Consider the following 14,964-nt stretch of genomic DNA (forward strand, 5'->3'; position numbering starts at 1 on the left):
CGTGTGCAGGGCGTTAAATACCATGAGAAATCCATATGTTAATCCAATACCTATGAATCCGATCACTCCAGAAGAGTGTAAGATTGTTGAGGTTATGCGAGAGCAAACTCTAGATACTGTTATGAGTATCTGGACTAAAGAGAGTTACCCGTTCGATGAAGAGGATGAAAAATTTGAGTGCACAGCAGACTTTGTGGTGCACACGAGTGAACTCATAAATGGCCTGTACGTCGGTACAAAAATATACATTGTGTGGTATACCTCCAAAAAAGTTAAAATAGAGCTTTATGGCAGCAGCATTTAACCATTACAAGCAGGCTGCTACGGGCCTTTGGCCCTTCGCGGGACGGCCTACGCTATACTCCGGCCGCCCCTGTTGTAGTCGTTCAGGCTGTAGAAAAACTCTTAAAAGGTAGCTTTTTTGTTAGAATGGAGGTCTTGATGTCGAGATCATCCACATGCCCAATTTCAAACGTTACGATTACAACCAAGATGCAATGGTCGTCATCAATTTCGAAGAACAACTACAACCTGAAACCTTTGAGTTTACACTTCATCATTTGATTGATGACCATATCGACCTCTCTGTCTTCCATAAAAAATATCAAAATGATAGCGGCGGGCGAACCGCTTATGATCCAGCTATCCTCCTGAAAATCATATTGTTTGCTTACTCAAAAGGCATTACCTCAAGCCGTGAAATTCAATGGCAATGTGAGAACAATATCCTATTCAAAGCACTGTCATGCGATACCGTTCCGCATTTTACTAGTATTGCAAGTTTCGTAAGCAGTTATCCTGATGCGATTGAGTCGGTGTTTGAGCAAGTGTTACTGGTCTGCGATCAGCAGGGGCTGCTTGGCAACGAACTTTTCGCAATAGATGGGTGCAAGATGCCATCCAATGCCAGCAAAGAACATTCGGGGACTTTTAAAGAGCTAGAACAGAAACAGGAAAAAATTCGCAAGAAGATCAAACATTGTCTCAAAGAGCACAAGAGGCTGGATGGCAGGAAACCTAAAGAAAAAGAGCGAAAGCAAGCGGTCGCTAAAGCGGCGGATACTCTTCAGAAACACTTTGATAAAATTGATCAGTTCTTAAAGAATCACTCCCCCAGGATGGGACAAGGTAAAAACCCTAAAGAAGTAAAAAGTAATATCACAGACAATGAGTCAGCCAAGATGACTACCAGCAAGGGAACCATCCAGGGCTATAACGGCGTTGCCGCAGTTGATAGGAAGCATCAAATAGTTATTGAAGCACAGGCCTTTGGTGAGGGGCAAGAACATCATACATTGAAGCCTATTCTCGATGGCATCAGTTGCCATTATCAGCAGTTAGGAATAGATGAAGACATCTTGGCCAAACAGGTCATCATTACTGCTGATACTGGGTTCTCCAACGACGCTAACTACAGCTACCTGCGAGAGAGCGGCATCAATGCCTACATACCTGACAATAAATTCCGTTCACGTGATAAAGCTTTTGCTAAGCAAAAAGCCAAGTATGGCAAGCGTAAACAAAAAGGTAGGGCTAATGTCCAGCAGACTTTCCCTGCTAGTGAATTTACATTCAATAAGAAAAAGAAAACTTGTATCTGTCCGGCAGGAAAATCTATGCTTTTATTAAAGGAAGAGCATGTTAGTGAAGGTAAGAAAAAGCTATTGTTCGAAGGGCGCCTCACTGACTGCAGGAAATGCAGCCTTAAAAATCAGTGTATGCGAAACCCGGATTCTGCCAGCTCTCGAAAAGGACACGGAAGGCAAGTATCCCTAACTTGGACAAACGGACGGACAGCCACTGACTGGATGAAAAAGCGGGTTGATAGTATCGAAGGCAAGACCATTTATGGACATCGAATGTCTGTTGTCGAGCCAGTGTTCGGGAACATTGGTACCAACAAGCGATTGAATCGCTTCTCGCTACGTGGGAAAAGTAAGGTTCAGGGGCAATGGCAGATGTTCTGCTTGGTACATAACATTGAAAAGTTGATGAGATATGGCAGTATTCACTGACTGAGTGATGAATTAAGGGCGTCAAGACGCCTAAATTTAATACAGTGAAAGAAATTTGGTGGAATAGCTAAATTTAGCCCGTAATTTTAATTAGAGGAGCCTGAGGAGTGACAGCTTTTTCTGAAACTGTTTTTCTACAGCCTCGTTAAGCACTCGAAAATGGCAAGGATAAAATCAGAATCCGAGAAGGCAGCAGGAAAGTTAATCTCTGCCATTCAAAAGGAGTGGGGCGTTGAGATTGGTGAGCCTTGCTCTGGCGCAAGCGAAGATGTTATGGACCTAGCGCACAACCTCTTGCAAGCAAGAACATCTAAAGGAATGGAAAAAATACTAAACAGGTTATCTCTTCAAGAGTATCTTGGATTCGAATGGGTTGAAAAACATCCAGGTGTAGTTCCTGCAATAGAGAAACTAAGACAGGCAATGGCACAAGAAAATGCTTAACAAAGGCAGGCAAATTCGGCCACGAAAAGCGTGGCCTGGACTCGCTGCACTGCGTTTCGCTCGCCTTTGCTGCCAGCGTTAAGGCATAGGGAGAGAGAATTGAGATTTATAATAGCCATACTACTATCTTTACCAACAATTGCGTATTGCCAACAAATAGGTGATGAATGTGAGGGGCACCAGATTGAAGGCAATTTAGTATGTATCGATGGTGTTCTTAAAAATCCGTGTGACTATGCAACAAGACATGAAACTTCGATGTGTCTGAAAATAAAAAGAGATGAAGCTGAGAAACAGCTTCAAGAAGCATATGAAGCGGCTTTATCTTTGATTGAAGATGATGATGGAAAACATAAACCAAAGAGCAGCTTTGTCGAAGCCCAAATAAAGTGGGAAGAGTTTAGAGAAGCCATGTGTAACTATGAAGATAATTCACAGCATCTAAGGTTTGGCCAGGGTATAGGGATGAACTGTATCATATCAATGGCTAATTTTCGTACTGATGCGCTTAAAAAACATGCAATATATCTAAAATCATTACAGTGTGGCTCACCAGAATGTCACAAATTTCATAACTGGTAAGTAGCCTTAACAAGCAGCAGCACGGTCGCCCGCAAAAAACGCGGGCTGGACGGCCTACGCTGCGCTTCGGCCGCCCGTGTGCTGGGCGTTAGCTAAGAGAAAACATGAGAAAATCATCAATTTACAGTTACTACGCATTTGGTTTCAATTACTGCGTGATTAAAGAGGATGGCCTACTTGGTTCTGAGCGGAATGAAGCTGTAAAAGATATTGTGGATTTTCTCAAAAAGCTTCATGAGCTGGAGTTGAGTGTTACCTATCGTGTCGCAACAGGTTTGTTTAATATAGCTAAGGATCTGAAAAATTCGGATGAGGCCGTAGTTTCTAAAGCAACTTCAGATAAAATTCTTTCAGAACTACAAAAAATTGATCCGGCCTTGGATGCTGAGCTCCAACTTAGAGAGGCATATGTCCTCACGGATAAGCGATACTCAATTGATAAATTAGTTAACTATCCAGAGAAACTTTTGGCGAGTGAGGTTTACAATTCACTGAAGAATAATGCAAAAAAAGATTTTTCTATGGCGTGTACGCTTATTGCTCTAAATCAACCGACGGGCGCCGCCTTTCATCTTATGAGAACACTCGAAGAGCAGGTTAAACTCTTATACTGTAGTTATAAGAAAACTAAACGCCTTAAGATACTAATGTGGGGGCCAATGGTGTCTCAACTCAGAAGCAAGAGAAATCCTAAACCATCAGAAAAATTGTTGTCACACCTGGATAGCATGCGAATTCACTTTAGGAATCCTACTCAACATCCTGATGCATTCTATAATATAGATGAATCGGAAGACCTATTAAATCAAACGATCTCTGCAATCAATATGATATTCTCAGAGCTCCCCAAATAGCTAACAAGCAGCGGCAGAGCGACAGCCAACGCTACGCACCTTTTGTGTTACTCGCTGGCGCTCAAACATTAACACAAAATGCGCTCCACGTTGGCTGCGCCTGCGCTGGGCGTTAGCCGTAAGAAGTAGCTCATGGATAAATACGAGATTAAAGAATTAATAGGCGATTACTTAGAAGGAATTGTATCCCTGGATAGTCTAGACGGGTTGATTCAAACGGTATTACTTGGTCCCGTTGAAACTAGTCAAGGACTACAACGCTATTACATTGATATAGATACTTTACTGCTTGATAATATCGATACTTCAGAGGCAATTTGGAGTCTTGGGGAAGATGAAACCTATAAAGGCAAAGAATCAGAAATTGTCTTTTTCGAAGAGTTAAACCATCTTCGGGGAGTAAGGAAAAGAATATTGTCTCAAGAGGATGGTATTGCTAAATGGCAGCGTATCGAGTTAAAAGTATTAAATAGAATCGATGAATTACATGGCTAACAAGTCACTCCAGCTGACGTTTTTTCCGTCGCTCCTTTTTGTGCTTATAGCACAAACGGACTCCTTCAAAAACGCAGCTGAGTGAAGCGTTATGTGACAAGAGGATGAGAGTCATAGATTTAAGAAAAAGTATCGAGAAGCGCCTAGCTCAAATTTTGGAGACTCAAAACTCCATTAGGGCTGCGCACCCATTAATTGCAGATTTGCTATCTCAGATAATCGACAAGGTTCCCATTTCCTCTGAAATTTCTGTTAGAGTCATTGATATTAATGAAATTAGATATTCTGTGTTCTATCAGTGCGGTCCAAATATTTCTGAAACAGCAATTGTAGTATCACAAGCTAGCTCGACATTTTATTTATGGCGAGATGAGGGTTGGGTTCTCGATGATGATTACTATGAGCCGGAAGAAATATCTAAAGTAATTTGTACTTTACCAATATTGTGCGCTGAACCGAAGAATGTTAAGCAATTGGTCGAAGCTATCGAAAGTGGAGTATGGGCATTTAAACCGGAGTATTTCCCGAAATTTGGTGGTGTTCCTCCTGAAGACCTAGAAGAAGTACTGTCCTGGGATTCTGAAAAAGTATTAGTAGGTACTAAGCATTCAAATATGGAAATTCTAAGTAGAGAGTCCTGGCAGGAACTTAGTTCAAGAGAAAACGGTTGGTTCAAAAAGACGGAGTAAGAGCACATAACAAGAAATTGCAGTCGGACCCGATACTCCGCGCTTTTAATTATGCTTTCATTACATTGCAGCATAATTAAAAGCACTCCGCATCGGGCCACTGAATTGGGCGTTAGTGCGTCAAGCTAAGCTTGATGCTTCTTGCAGGGTGGAAGTCCCTGTCGGGTAAGGCCTAACCAGCCACCCGTATCGAGTGTTGCGCGTAGGGCGGAGCAGAAGGAAAAAAAATATACTCATTTTTTTCTCACTGTGAACAAACTATGTGAAGCGTACACAGAGAATTCTATAGGCCATAGGGGTTATCGTGATCCTGAAGTGCTGGTATCGCTCCGATAATAAAGTGAGCTCCGATCGACGAGATGTGTAACGCCATCGAAGTCCAGGCAAAGCAACCGCATTGGTGAGGTTGTGGCGGATCGGCGGGGTTATCAAGCCATGGCATGTAGAAAGAGAGGTATTGAGAACTTGAGAGATCCGAGCAGGTTCCTGAAGGAGCAGGTAGGGAAGTTAAGCCTAATGGTGAAACCAACGAAGACCACTCGGAAGTCGGATCAGCTCATAGTAGTCCGAGAGCGGGAAAGCCGCTTACATGGCGAAGGGGCTGACAGTAATATCGGTGTGCAACAGAAACATAGTCCGGACAAAGTAGGGCTGGATACACTATGACAACCGCCTTGCACGCCATCGCATTTAAAGCACAGAGCCACCCCACGCACAGGTTTCAGAATTTATACGGACTGCTAAATTCCAACCTGCTGTATCAAAGCTGGGGCCAGCTCAACAAGCAGGCCCGCTGCGGTATTGATGGAGTAACAACCGAAGTTTACCGGCAAGGTCTGCCGCAAAATATCCAATGCCTACATCAACGGCTGTGTGACAAACGCTACCGTACCCAGGCGATTAAGCGGGTATTGATTCCCAAAGGCAACGGCAAGCAGCGCCCACTGGGGCTGCCTACGGTGGAAGACAAACTGGTGCAGCAGAGCGTAGCGCAGCTACTGCAAAGTATCTGGGAGCAGGATTTTCTGCCCTTTAGCTACGGCTACCGCCCCAGGAAAAGCGCCCACCAAGCCGTACATAGCCTTGGCTTAAACCTGCAATTCAAAGGCTACGGCTACATCGTTGAAGCCGATATTAAAGGCTTCTTTGATCAGCTGGATCACGACTGGTTACTGCGCATGCTAGCCCTTCGTATCGACGACAAAGCCCTGCTGACACTGATTAAACAGTGGCTTAAGGTGCGCGTGCAAACTCCAGATGGTAAGTTCAGTAAAGCGGCAGCAGGCACCCCGCAAGGTGGCGTGATCAGTCCGGTACTGGCGAACATCTATCTGCACTACGTCCTGGATTTGTGGTTCGAGAAGAAGGTTAAGCCGCGTATGCGTGGCAGAGCCATGCTAATCCGGTACGCCGATGATTATGTAGCGGCTTTCCAATTGAAAACGGATGCAGAGCGCTTTTACCGGGTACTACCGCAACGGCTGAACAAGTTTGGCCTGCAGTTAGCCCCCGAGAAAACGCACCTGAAGCGCTTTAGCCGCTTCCATCCGGGCCGAAAACGGCAGTTCCAGTTTCTGGGTTTTGAGTTCTACTGGAGCTTGGACGTCAACAAACGTCCCAGGCTCAGGCGCCGGACTGCCGCAAAGAAACAGAAGGGCACAATGGAAGCGCTCTACCACTGGATCAAAGCCAAGCGCAGTGAGCGTCTGAGAGAATGGCTGCCCACACTGAAGCGCAAGCTACAAGGCTTCCAGAACTACTTCGGTCTGCCAGACAACAGTCGAAGCTTGTCCCGTTTGTACAGCTATGTTCTACACAGCATACACAAATGGCTCAATCGACGGAGTCAGCGCAAGAGTTATAACTGGAATAGTCTAAAGGAAATGCTGGGATATTTTGGGCTAAAGCCACCGCGAGTATACAAACGCAGTATACTTGTGGACTGGTATTAGGGTTCGTGCTTTACACGAGCGAATATATTACTGAAGAGCCGGATGCGGTAGTTCCGCACGTCCGGATCTGCGTGGGGGCAGTTAGGGTAACCGGCTGTCCTACCACTACTGTGCACCTAGCGAATGACTATCTCCCATGAATTTGAAGAAGATAAAAAAGATGTTTGGTGAGTCTCAACACCCTAAAGGCCAGTGCTGCTTTTGTGGGGAGGTCATTGATAATAAATCACTTGTGGTAATGAACTTGGATCTAGGTGATCAGCAATTTCAGTCGCTTTATTCTCATGGACTTTGCCTAAAAGAAAAACTTCACTCATCAGTGCCGTTTTTGGCTCCCGAAGAAGTAGAGGGTGAATAAATGGGCAGGTCCACTAAACATAACAATCAGCGGCAGAGCGACAGCCAACGCTACGCACCTTTTGTGTTACTCGCTGTCGCTCAAACATTAACACAAAAGGCGCTCCGCGCTGGCTGCGCCTGCGCTGGGCGTTCAGGCTGTAGAAAAACTCTCAAAAGGTAGCTTTTTTGTTAAAATGGAGGTCTTGATGTCGAGATTATCCATATGCCCAACTTCAAACGTTACGATTACAACCAAGATGCAATGGTCGTCATCAATTTTGAAGAACAACTACAACCTGAAACCTTTGAGTCTACACTTCATCATCTGATTGATGACTATATCGACCTCTCTGTCTTCCATAAAAAATATCAAAATGATTGCGGCGGGCGAACCGCTCATGATCCGGCTATCCTGCTGAAAATCATATTGTTTGCTTACTCAAAAGGCATTACCTCAAGCCGTGAAATTCAATGGCAATGTGAGAACAATATCCTCTTCAAAGCACTGTCATGCGATACCGTTCCACATTTTACTAGTATTGCGAGTTTCGTAAGCAGTTATCCTGATGCGATTGAGTCGGTGTTTGAGCAAGTGTTACTAGTCTGCGATCAGCAGGGGCTGCTTGGCAACGAGCTTTTCGCAATAGATGGATGCAAGATGCCATCCAATGCCAGTAAAGAACATTCGGGAACTTTTAAAGAGCTAGAACAGAAGCAGGAAAAAATTCGCAAGAAGATCAAACATTGCCTCAAAGAGCACAAGAGGCTTGATGGCAGGAAGCCTAAAGAAAAAGAGCGAAAACAAGCGGTAGCTAAAGCGGCTGATACTCTTCAGAAACACTTTGATAAAATTGATCAGTTCTTAAAGAATCACTCCCCCAGGATGGGACAAGGTAAAAACCCTAAAGAAGTAAAAAGTAATATCACAGACAATGAGTCAGCCAAGATGACTACCAGCAAGGGAACCATCCAGGGCTATAACGGCGTTGCCGCAGTTGATAGGAAGCATCAGATAGTTGTTGAAGCACAGGCCTTTGGTGAGGGGCAAGAACATCATACATTGAAGCCTATTCTCGATGGCATCAGTTGCCATTATCAGCATATAGGAATAGATAAAGACATCTTGGCCAAACAGGTCATCATTACTGCTGATACTGGGTTCTCCAACGACGCTAACTACAGCTACCTGCGAGAGATCGGCATCAATGCCTACATACCTGACAATAAATTCCGTTCACGTGATAAAGCTTTTGCTAAGCAAAAAGCCAAGTATGGCAAGCGTAAACAAAAAGGTAGGGCTAATGTCCAGCAGACTTTCCCTGCTAGTGAATTTACATTCAATAAGAAAAAGAAAACCTGTATCTGTCCGGCAGGAAAATCTATGCTTTTATTAAAGGAAGAGTATGTTAGTGAAGGTAAGAAAAAGCTATTGTTCGAAGGGCGCCTCACTGACTGCAGGGGATGCAGCCTTAAAAACCAGTGTATGAGAAACCCGGATTCTGCCAGCTCTCGAAAAGGACACGGAAGGCAAGTATCCCTAACTTGGACAAACGGACGGACAGCCACTGACTGGATGAAAAAGCGGGTTGATAGTATCGAAGGCAAGACCATTTATGGACATCGAATGTCTGTTGTCGAGCCAGTGTTCGGGAACATTGGTACCAACAAACGATTGAATCGCTTCTCGCTACGAGGAAAAAGTAAGGTTCAGGGACAATGGCAGATGTTTTGCTTGGTGCATAACATAGAAAAGTTGATGAGATATGGCAGTATCCACTGATTGAGTATAAATTAGGGGCATCAAGGCGCCTAAATTTAATACAATGAAAGAAATTTAGTGGTATCGCTAAATTTAGACCGAAATTTTAATTGAAGGATTCTGAGGAATGACAGCTTTTTCCAAAACTGTTTTTCTACAGCCTCGTTAACTGTATAAGGCCAATCATGGATGTTTGACTCAATTCGGAAAAAGATTAATCAGAAAAATGAAGACAATAGCCCTCAGAATGTGTCTTTAGATTTTAAGCTTATGTTTGTCTATCACATTGCGATGATGGTGCTATTCGCAACACGCGTAGTTGATGATTCATCGGCTCAAGCATCCTTTGCGCTAGTTTTGGGTTTAGTTTTGGTGCTAATTTCAACGATCCACAAATTTCGAGCACAATGGAAATGGCCAGGTCTTGGCATATTTGGAGTTCCTTCGGCATTGATGGGAGTTATATTTGTGTATGCATTTCTTGCTTTTGCTGCTTATTCAATAAACCCAGAAGCCGAGGTCCCAAGTCTTCATGAGGTCAACTACTTCGATCTCATTTCTGAATCGTGGGTTATTATTAAACAAGTAGCTTCATTACCAGCACTTACGCCATGGTTTCTTGCTGGTGCGGGCATTGGAGTATTTAACTTATTATCGAGCTTAAAGCTGGTCGCTACCAAAAAGTCGGAGTTTGAGGCTCAATGTACAAACAGTTAACAAGTACCTCCACCGGACTCCGCAAAATGTGTTGCGGTTTTTGCAAAGGACCGCAAAAACACACGCCAATTTTGCTACTCCGGTGAGGTGGGCGTTAAGCATCAAGACACATATGCCTAAAAAAATTCAGCCCTTTTTTATCGTTTTGGCCATTATCAGCGGCGGCTATGCAGCAACATCTGCTGTTTTGGGTGTGGTGATTGCATATCAAAGAGCTGGACTATCCGAGACTATCAATGTTTTAGATGATCCGGAAAAATTCTGGGGTGTAGTACTAATGTATGCGGCAATAGCCTTTGTCTCTGCCATCCTTGGAGTGAAATCCTATTTCCATCCAAGAATACAGGAGTTTCTCAACTTTGGAATGAAGACGAAGCTTTCTCGGGTGCAAGTCATATTCATCTTATCCTTCGCGTTCGCTGTGTTTATGAGTATTACTTTGATGTCCGGTGTCCTAGCAAATGCTTAACAAACGCAAGCAGGATACTCCGCTCCGCGGGACGTCCAACGTTGGCGGCGTTATGCAATTGGACAGAGCATGAAGCAGGTCACTGAAAGCGAATGGGTTCGAGGTCATTACGACCATAGTTTAGTTTTGCCCTTTAGCTGGGAACAGCTTGAAAGAATGCTTGGTTTTATATTTCAAGATTGTGAAGAAGATGGATTAGGGCCAACGAAAATAGCAGGCGCGAAACTTGGATCTGGTAAGCAAATTAGCTTTGAGCATGTATTACTTGAAAATAAAGACAAAACTATTGTTTATTCGCTATTCAATCCCGAGCCTGATTATGAAGCGCTGTCAGAAATGCTCTATGAATTGAAAGTGAGTTCTGAAACAATTATTTGGGAATCTCCATTTATTCGGCATAAGCAATACAAACTGTGTCGTATCGATGACAATGATAACCAATTTTTGGTTGGTACTTATCGCTGGGAATCTGATGCAAAACTAAAAATGGATGCTTTGACTAAGCACCCTCACAAACAACACTACTGGATAGAATTGGTTCAAAGTGCATAACAAGTTGATGCTGTTTATTCCAGCCCTACAGGCCTCCACCGGACAGTCCACACTTTGCGCAACCTGCCGCAGATCAAGGTGTTAACCATAGAAGTGAGTGAATTAAAATAAAATGGAAATAAGATAAGCAAAAAGAATATAATCCTAGTAACCGCAGCTACCGCAATAGGTTCTGTCTTAGGGAGTTTTGCCGCCAAAGCTCTATTTAAAGAAAATGTAGATCAGAATGATCGCCTAATGAATGTAGCCGAAGAGGCAAATAAGCTGTTGCCGACGATCATAGATTCAGAAACGCGCCTAGACAGCAATGTCGGCTTAAATAACACATTCACATATATTTATACGCTTACCAATTACTCGTTTGATGAAATTGATGCATCTATTCTAGAACAGAATCTGTCTCCAAAAGTACTTAATAATTACTGCTCATCTTCAGATATGAAGCAATTTGTAGATCACGGAGTTACCGTAAATTTCAGATACCTTGGAAAATCCGGCAAGCAAATCCTCAACCTTTCTCATCAACCTTCAGATTGTAAAAATGGTTAACAAAGCCAGGCACGGGCCCTCGGCACTCCGCAGGACAACCTACGCGTTGCTTCGGCTGCCCTTGCTAGCGGCATTATGCAATCCATAGAGTGACCATATGTGGTTAGACTATCTTAATTCAAGAGAGGCACTAGACAGGATCTTTCAAGACCAGGTATTCGGAGAAGTTGTAGAGCTTATACGGATGTCATTTGAAGATCGAGATGTTAAAATCGAGTTTGATCTTCGTGAATGGCCAGGGAACGCTCCAATAAAGTGGAGCGATCAGAAATTTAATACAGTTCAAGTAACAATTGTTCTGGGGGCCTGTACAGAGGTTCACATGAAAGATTGGGGGTCAGAGAATATCGGTGAATTTAGGGTAGAAAAAATTAAGGATAGTGATCTATATTCGTTCAAGTTTGTATCTGCCTCGGGTGCATATTTTAGCTGCGTTTGCGATGTTTTGTTCTTTACAAAGGTTTCGGCGTATCAAAATGCATAACAAGCAGCAGCACGAATGCCCGGCAAAAGGCGCCGGGCAGGACGGCCTACATTACGCTTCGCTTTATTTCGGTCGGCCGTGTGCTGGGCATTAAGTGTCAATTCATATGGAATACTTGAATAAGGATGATATTTTCGAACTAATAGATTCCTTGAGTAGTGATGTTGTTAGCTTTGATAGAGTGCGTCCACATAATAAAGGTGAAATTAGAAAATCAGCCTCAATGGATAGAAGAGAGCTGAAAGAGTTTATCGCTGGGGCTATTGAAGAGGAGCATCAACCTGGTGGTGATATTGAAATATTTATTCCATTAATCAATAAAATTTTAGTTGGGCAATATGACGGAGTTTATTGGCTTGAGAGCAACACTTAACAAGTTGCTGAAGTGCACTCCAGCCGCAAAAGGCGCGGCTCACGCGGGACAGCCAAATCTTTGGTTTGCCTGTCCCTTAGCAAAGCGTTAAATTTCACCATGAACGAACCACGAATAAAAACGGCAAATAAAAGTAATGGGTCCATATTCCTGGCGGTAGCAATTGTTGGCGCTTTGCATTTTTTCTTGTTGGGTCAACTTTATACACATGTAGGCCCACAAGAAGCAGGAAAATTTATTGGAGGGGTGGTACTTCTGTTAATATCTTTCTTCTCAATACTGGTCGCAATCAACAATTTCAGATTTAAAGTATTTAAGTGTCCAAATTGCCGATTGCGTATAGGGAAGATAGAGCCACATGAAAAAGTCCCTGGAGATCCGATTTACCAGTATTGTTATTGTTGTAATACTTTGTGGCTGGTAGGTAAGGTTCCTGGGCGCATGCTGGCCGCCGGTGCAGATGCCTCCGATTCAGGCGCCGGCGGAGAATAAATTTAACAGTGCGCTGCAGGCCGACGTCTAACTTTATGCGCGGTCGCTACGCTCCCATTTTTGCACATAAAGCGCCCAAAGTTAGCCTCTAAGCCATGAATAAATTCTTAGTAGTCTTAGCTCTATTGATATGCTCGCCAAGTGGGCTGGCAAGCTGCTGGATTGAATATACGAAGAAAACATTATCTGAAAGAATAGAAGAGTCGAATTTTACCTTTCGTGGAGAAGTTCAATATCGAAAGGCTATCGTATCGCAAGAAAAGGGGCATGAAGAAAGAATAGAGTCTATTGAAGTTCTATTTGATAAGGTCGAAGATCTTAATGGAAATAGAATTGAAAAAATCTATCTAAAGCTTGATGCAGCCTGTACGTGCAAATACGACTTTCAAGTCGGAGTAAGATATGTGGTTATCGGAGATAAGTCAGGCGCTCGGATTTCGGTTCAGAATTGTAATAATATCCTTACGGAGCAAATCTATGAGTTGCATCAGAAGTTCGAGCTTGGTGGCAAAGGCTAACAAGTAGGTGATGTTCGTTCCAGCCACTGCGTGGCTTCCATATGCCGCTTATGACTATGCCCATTCATATAATAAGAACACGAAGATCAAGCCAGTGAAGATCGAGTTCTCTGAGCCTTACTACAAAATAGAGGGAAGTTTTGCTGTAGTAGTTTACGGCAACTATATCGATAAGCTGTTTCTTTAGAAGAAAAATGGTATTTTAAAAGCTCGTGGGGACTTTCAGTAAAAAAGCTAACAAGCAATGGCAGCATTTTCTAGACTATGAAAGATAAACGAGCCATATTTGCGACAGTTGAACTCTGGTATTGCGAACACAAAGGCATTCTGTTCGCAATCTTGGTTACGCTAGGAATTGGAGTGCTCTTCCTATATGTCGGTTTTCCTAAAAGCACTGAGCTTGTTTCAGGTGTCGCGCATGCTCAGGTTTATGATGGCAGTCAAACTGGAAATGAGCCTAAGCTCTTGGTCAAATTAGCTAACGGCAACTTGGCTCATGTGGGGGTAAGCTCTCCTGGCCAAGTAAAAATAGGCTCAGAGCTGTGCCTATATAAAAAGACAAGTCATGCAGGTACAGTACATTTTTCAATTAAGGCAGTAGGTAAATGCACATAATAAAATTAAACATGTGACGTTTGCTACGCGGCCGCACATACTAAAGGCGTTAAGGTTCTCCATGAATAAGCTCATCACTCTATTGTTACTAAGTACAATACTTGCTTAGCTTAGGTCTAGTAGACACCTGGGAGGATAGGAGTGGGGGTATATTTGGTGGTGAGTCAGGCTGGGACGAGTGTGAGTTTAGATATGACAACATTTTTAAGTGTACAAACTATCCAAAACTAGGCTGTTTGGTTTTACCTTTTGAAGGAGCTTGGGAGTTAATAGGTAACACTCTCATTCTTCGCTTGGATGGTTCTTATATAGTAAAGGCTCATATTGCCGAGATTGATAAGGATTTCTTTAGAGGGCTGGTAGAAAATGGCAATAAATTTACGTTTAGCAGGCAAAAGCCTTAACAAGGCAATGTAGCTGACGTTTTATTTTGTGCGTTTTTTATACCGTTGCTGCGCTCCAATATGTATGTTAAATGTTCACTAAGCAAGCCGCCGCTGATCTTAACGTTGTGAGAATAAGAACATGAAGAGCATTCCAATAATATTCACTCTCACTATTTCTCTCATGTCCGGAATTGCGTCGGCAACAATAATTTATGTAAAGCCAAATTATCCTTTAGAGGCACTTAAAAATTGCATAGAGGGTTGGGTCGAGTTCGAAGTGACGGTAATGCCTGGTGGTTTTTTTGAAAATGTTAAAATCATAGATTCTTATCCTGAAGGTGTATTTGATGAGGCAGCTAGAAAAGCTCTTATGAAATACAAGTTAGTGCCTAAGGAATTAATAGGCGTAACTGCCCCGGTTCATGGCGTGAAGCGCAAAATAAGCTACAATCTGGACGGCGAGTGTATACATAAATAACAATCACTGGCAGCCGTGTCTACGGCCCTATGGGTCTCCGTAGGTGTTAAGTGGTACAAGGAGAGCAAATGAAATCATTCATAATTAATTTTTTCGGCCTAGTCGGATCTTGGTATATGATCGATCTTACTTCCGAAAATTTGCTTAACTCAGTTTTTACCCCGTTAGTATTCACTGGCTTCCTAGTTTCCAGTGTGCTGTG

The 14,964-nt window shown here is 43.2% G+C and carries 20 protein-coding genes; all 20 read left to right on the forward strand.

Features of this window, described 5'->3' with window-relative positions; all coding sequences use genetic code 11:
• Positions 1–121: 121 nt before the first annotated feature.
• Positions 122–304, forward strand: coding sequence for a hypothetical protein (locus ACJJIZ_RS09140; RefSeq protein ID WP_444915931.1), 183 nt, complete (start codon positions 122–124; stop codon positions 302–304).
• 154 nt (positions 305–458) lie between these two features.
• Positions 459–2,015 (forward strand): IS1182 family transposase, encoded by a 1,557-nt coding sequence (locus tag ACJJIZ_RS09145; RefSeq protein ID WP_444915932.1) that lies wholly within the window; start codon positions 459–461, stop codon positions 2,013–2,015.
• 159 nt (positions 2,016–2,174) lie between these two features.
• On the forward strand, positions 2,175–2,459 hold the full coding sequence (locus ACJJIZ_RS09150) for a hypothetical protein (protein ID WP_444915933.1): 285 nt from the start codon (positions 2,175–2,177) through the stop codon (positions 2,457–2,459).
• Between the two features lie 99 nt (positions 2,460–2,558).
• Entirely contained in the window at positions 2,559–3,041 is a 483-nt protein-coding gene (locus ACJJIZ_RS09155; protein ID WP_444915934.1) for a lysozyme inhibitor LprI family protein, read from the forward strand.
• A 104-nt stretch (positions 3,042–3,145) separates the two neighbouring features.
• Positions 3,146–3,895, forward strand: coding sequence for a hypothetical protein (locus tag ACJJIZ_RS09160; RefSeq protein ID WP_444915935.1), 750 nt, complete (start codon positions 3,146–3,148; stop codon positions 3,893–3,895).
• Between the two features lie 132 nt (positions 3,896–4,027).
• Positions 4,028–4,390: a hypothetical protein gene (locus ACJJIZ_RS09165; protein WP_444913291.1), complete on the forward strand. Its 363-nt coding sequence runs from the start codon at positions 4,028–4,030 to the stop codon at positions 4,388–4,390.
• Between the two features lie 104 nt (positions 4,391–4,494).
• Complete coding sequence (locus ACJJIZ_RS09170) at positions 4,495–5,079, forward strand: hypothetical protein (protein ID WP_444915936.1); 585 nt, start codon at positions 4,495–4,497, stop codon at positions 5,077–5,079.
• Positions 5,080–5,741: 662 nt separating this feature from the next.
• Positions 5,742–7,031, forward strand: a complete 1,290-nt coding sequence (gene ltrA, locus ACJJIZ_RS09175) for a group II intron reverse transcriptase/maturase (RefSeq protein ID WP_444914012.1) — start codon at positions 5,742–5,744, stop codon at positions 7,029–7,031.
• A 136-nt stretch (positions 7,032–7,167) separates the two neighbouring features.
• Positions 7,168–7,389, forward strand: a complete 222-nt coding sequence (locus tag ACJJIZ_RS09180; protein WP_444915937.1) for a hypothetical protein — start codon at positions 7,168–7,170, stop codon at positions 7,387–7,389.
• Between the two features lie 204 nt (positions 7,390–7,593).
• Positions 7,594–9,150: an IS1182 family transposase gene (locus ACJJIZ_RS09185; protein WP_444915938.1), complete on the forward strand. Its 1,557-nt coding sequence runs from the start codon at positions 7,594–7,596 to the stop codon at positions 9,148–9,150.
• 168 nt (positions 9,151–9,318) lie between these two features.
• A complete protein-coding gene (locus ACJJIZ_RS09190) occupies positions 9,319–9,846 on the forward strand; it encodes a hypothetical protein (RefSeq protein WP_444915939.1) in 528 nt (175 codons plus the stop codon).
• A gap of 112 nt (positions 9,847–9,958) precedes the next feature.
• Positions 9,959–10,315 (forward strand): hypothetical protein, encoded by a 357-nt coding sequence (locus tag ACJJIZ_RS09195; protein WP_444915940.1) that lies wholly within the window; start codon positions 9,959–9,961, stop codon positions 10,313–10,315.
• A 69-nt stretch (positions 10,316–10,384) separates the two neighbouring features.
• Complete coding sequence (locus ACJJIZ_RS09200; RefSeq protein ID WP_444915941.1) at positions 10,385–10,867, forward strand: hypothetical protein; 483 nt, start codon at positions 10,385–10,387, stop codon at positions 10,865–10,867.
• Positions 10,868–11,104: 237 nt separating this feature from the next.
• Positions 11,105–11,416 (forward strand): DUF8479 domain-containing protein, encoded by a 312-nt coding sequence (locus ACJJIZ_RS09205; protein WP_444915942.1) that lies wholly within the window; start codon positions 11,105–11,107, stop codon positions 11,414–11,416.
• Positions 11,417–11,513: 97 nt separating this feature from the next.
• On the forward strand, positions 11,514–11,900 hold the full coding sequence (locus ACJJIZ_RS09210; protein WP_444915943.1) for an Imm50 family immunity protein: 387 nt from the start codon (positions 11,514–11,516) through the stop codon (positions 11,898–11,900).
• 106 nt (positions 11,901–12,006) lie between these two features.
• Positions 12,007–12,273: a hypothetical protein gene (locus ACJJIZ_RS09215; RefSeq protein WP_444915944.1), complete on the forward strand. Its 267-nt coding sequence runs from the start codon at positions 12,007–12,009 to the stop codon at positions 12,271–12,273.
• Positions 12,274–12,372: 99 nt separating this feature from the next.
• A complete protein-coding gene (locus tag ACJJIZ_RS09220) occupies positions 12,373–12,765 on the forward strand; it encodes a hypothetical protein (RefSeq protein ID WP_444915945.1) in 393 nt (130 codons plus the stop codon).
• 95 nt (positions 12,766–12,860) lie between these two features.
• Positions 12,861–13,283 carry a hypothetical protein gene (locus ACJJIZ_RS09225; protein ID WP_444915946.1) on the forward strand — a complete coding sequence of 141 codons (423 nt, stop codon included), beginning with the start codon at positions 12,861–12,863 and terminating at the stop codon, positions 13,281–13,283.
• A gap of 264 nt (positions 13,284–13,547) precedes the next feature.
• Complete coding sequence (locus ACJJIZ_RS09230) at positions 13,548–13,898, forward strand: hypothetical protein (protein WP_444915947.1); 351 nt, start codon at positions 13,548–13,550, stop codon at positions 13,896–13,898.
• A 525-nt stretch (positions 13,899–14,423) separates the two neighbouring features.
• Positions 14,424–14,762: an energy transducer TonB gene (locus tag ACJJIZ_RS09235; protein WP_444915948.1), complete on the forward strand. Its 339-nt coding sequence runs from the start codon at positions 14,424–14,426 to the stop codon at positions 14,760–14,762.
• Positions 14,763–14,964 lie beyond the last annotated feature (202 nt).

Source organism: Microbulbifer maximicatervae (SeqCode) (assembly GCF_052467225.1).

What these genes read in the sequence shown, in the direction of transcription:
- ACJJIZ_RS09140 (WP_444915931.1), top strand. Translation starts at nt 122, where the DNA reads ATGAGTATCTGGACTAAAGAGAGTTACCCGTTCGATGAAGAGGATGAA.
- ACJJIZ_RS09145 (WP_444915932.1), top strand. Translation starts at nt 459, where the DNA reads ATGCCCAATTTCAAACGTTACGATTACAACCAAGATGCAATGGTCGTC.
- ACJJIZ_RS09150 (WP_444915933.1), top strand. Translation starts at nt 2,175, where the DNA reads ATGGCAAGGATAAAATCAGAATCCGAGAAGGCAGCAGGAAAGTTAATC.
- ACJJIZ_RS09160 (WP_444915935.1), top strand. Translation starts at nt 3,146, where the DNA reads ATGAGAAAATCATCAATTTACAGTTACTACGCATTTGGTTTCAATTAC.
- ACJJIZ_RS09165 (WP_444913291.1), top strand. Translation starts at nt 4,028, where the DNA reads ATGGATAAATACGAGATTAAAGAATTAATAGGCGATTACTTAGAAGGA.
- ACJJIZ_RS09170 (WP_444915936.1), top strand. Translation starts at nt 4,495, where the DNA reads ATGAGAGTCATAGATTTAAGAAAAAGTATCGAGAAGCGCCTAGCTCAA.
- ltrA (WP_444914012.1), top strand. Translation starts at nt 5,742, where the DNA reads ATGACAACCGCCTTGCACGCCATCGCATTTAAAGCACAGAGCCACCCC.
- ACJJIZ_RS09180 (WP_444915937.1), top strand. Translation starts at nt 7,168, where the DNA reads ATGAATTTGAAGAAGATAAAAAAGATGTTTGGTGAGTCTCAACACCCT.
- ACJJIZ_RS09185 (WP_444915938.1), top strand. Translation starts at nt 7,594, where the DNA reads ATGCCCAACTTCAAACGTTACGATTACAACCAAGATGCAATGGTCGTC.
- ACJJIZ_RS09190 (WP_444915939.1), top strand. Translation starts at nt 9,319, where the DNA reads ATGTTTGACTCAATTCGGAAAAAGATTAATCAGAAAAATGAAGACAAT.
- ACJJIZ_RS09195 (WP_444915940.1), top strand. Translation starts at nt 9,959, where the DNA reads ATGCCTAAAAAAATTCAGCCCTTTTTTATCGTTTTGGCCATTATCAGC.
- ACJJIZ_RS09200 (WP_444915941.1), top strand. Translation starts at nt 10,385, where the DNA reads ATGAAGCAGGTCACTGAAAGCGAATGGGTTCGAGGTCATTACGACCAT.
- ACJJIZ_RS09205 (WP_444915942.1), top strand. Translation starts at nt 11,105, where the DNA reads ATGAATGTAGCCGAAGAGGCAAATAAGCTGTTGCCGACGATCATAGAT.
- ACJJIZ_RS09210 (WP_444915943.1), top strand. Translation starts at nt 11,514, where the DNA reads ATGTGGTTAGACTATCTTAATTCAAGAGAGGCACTAGACAGGATCTTT.
- ACJJIZ_RS09215 (WP_444915944.1), top strand. Translation starts at nt 12,007, where the DNA reads ATGGAATACTTGAATAAGGATGATATTTTCGAACTAATAGATTCCTTG.
- ACJJIZ_RS09220 (WP_444915945.1), top strand. Translation starts at nt 12,373, where the DNA reads ATGAACGAACCACGAATAAAAACGGCAAATAAAAGTAATGGGTCCATA.
- ACJJIZ_RS09225 (WP_444915946.1), top strand. Translation starts at nt 12,861, where the DNA reads ATGAATAAATTCTTAGTAGTCTTAGCTCTATTGATATGCTCGCCAAGT.
- ACJJIZ_RS09230 (WP_444915947.1), top strand. Translation starts at nt 13,548, where the DNA reads ATGAAAGATAAACGAGCCATATTTGCGACAGTTGAACTCTGGTATTGC.
- ACJJIZ_RS09235 (WP_444915948.1), top strand. Translation starts at nt 14,424, where the DNA reads ATGAAGAGCATTCCAATAATATTCACTCTCACTATTTCTCTCATGTCC.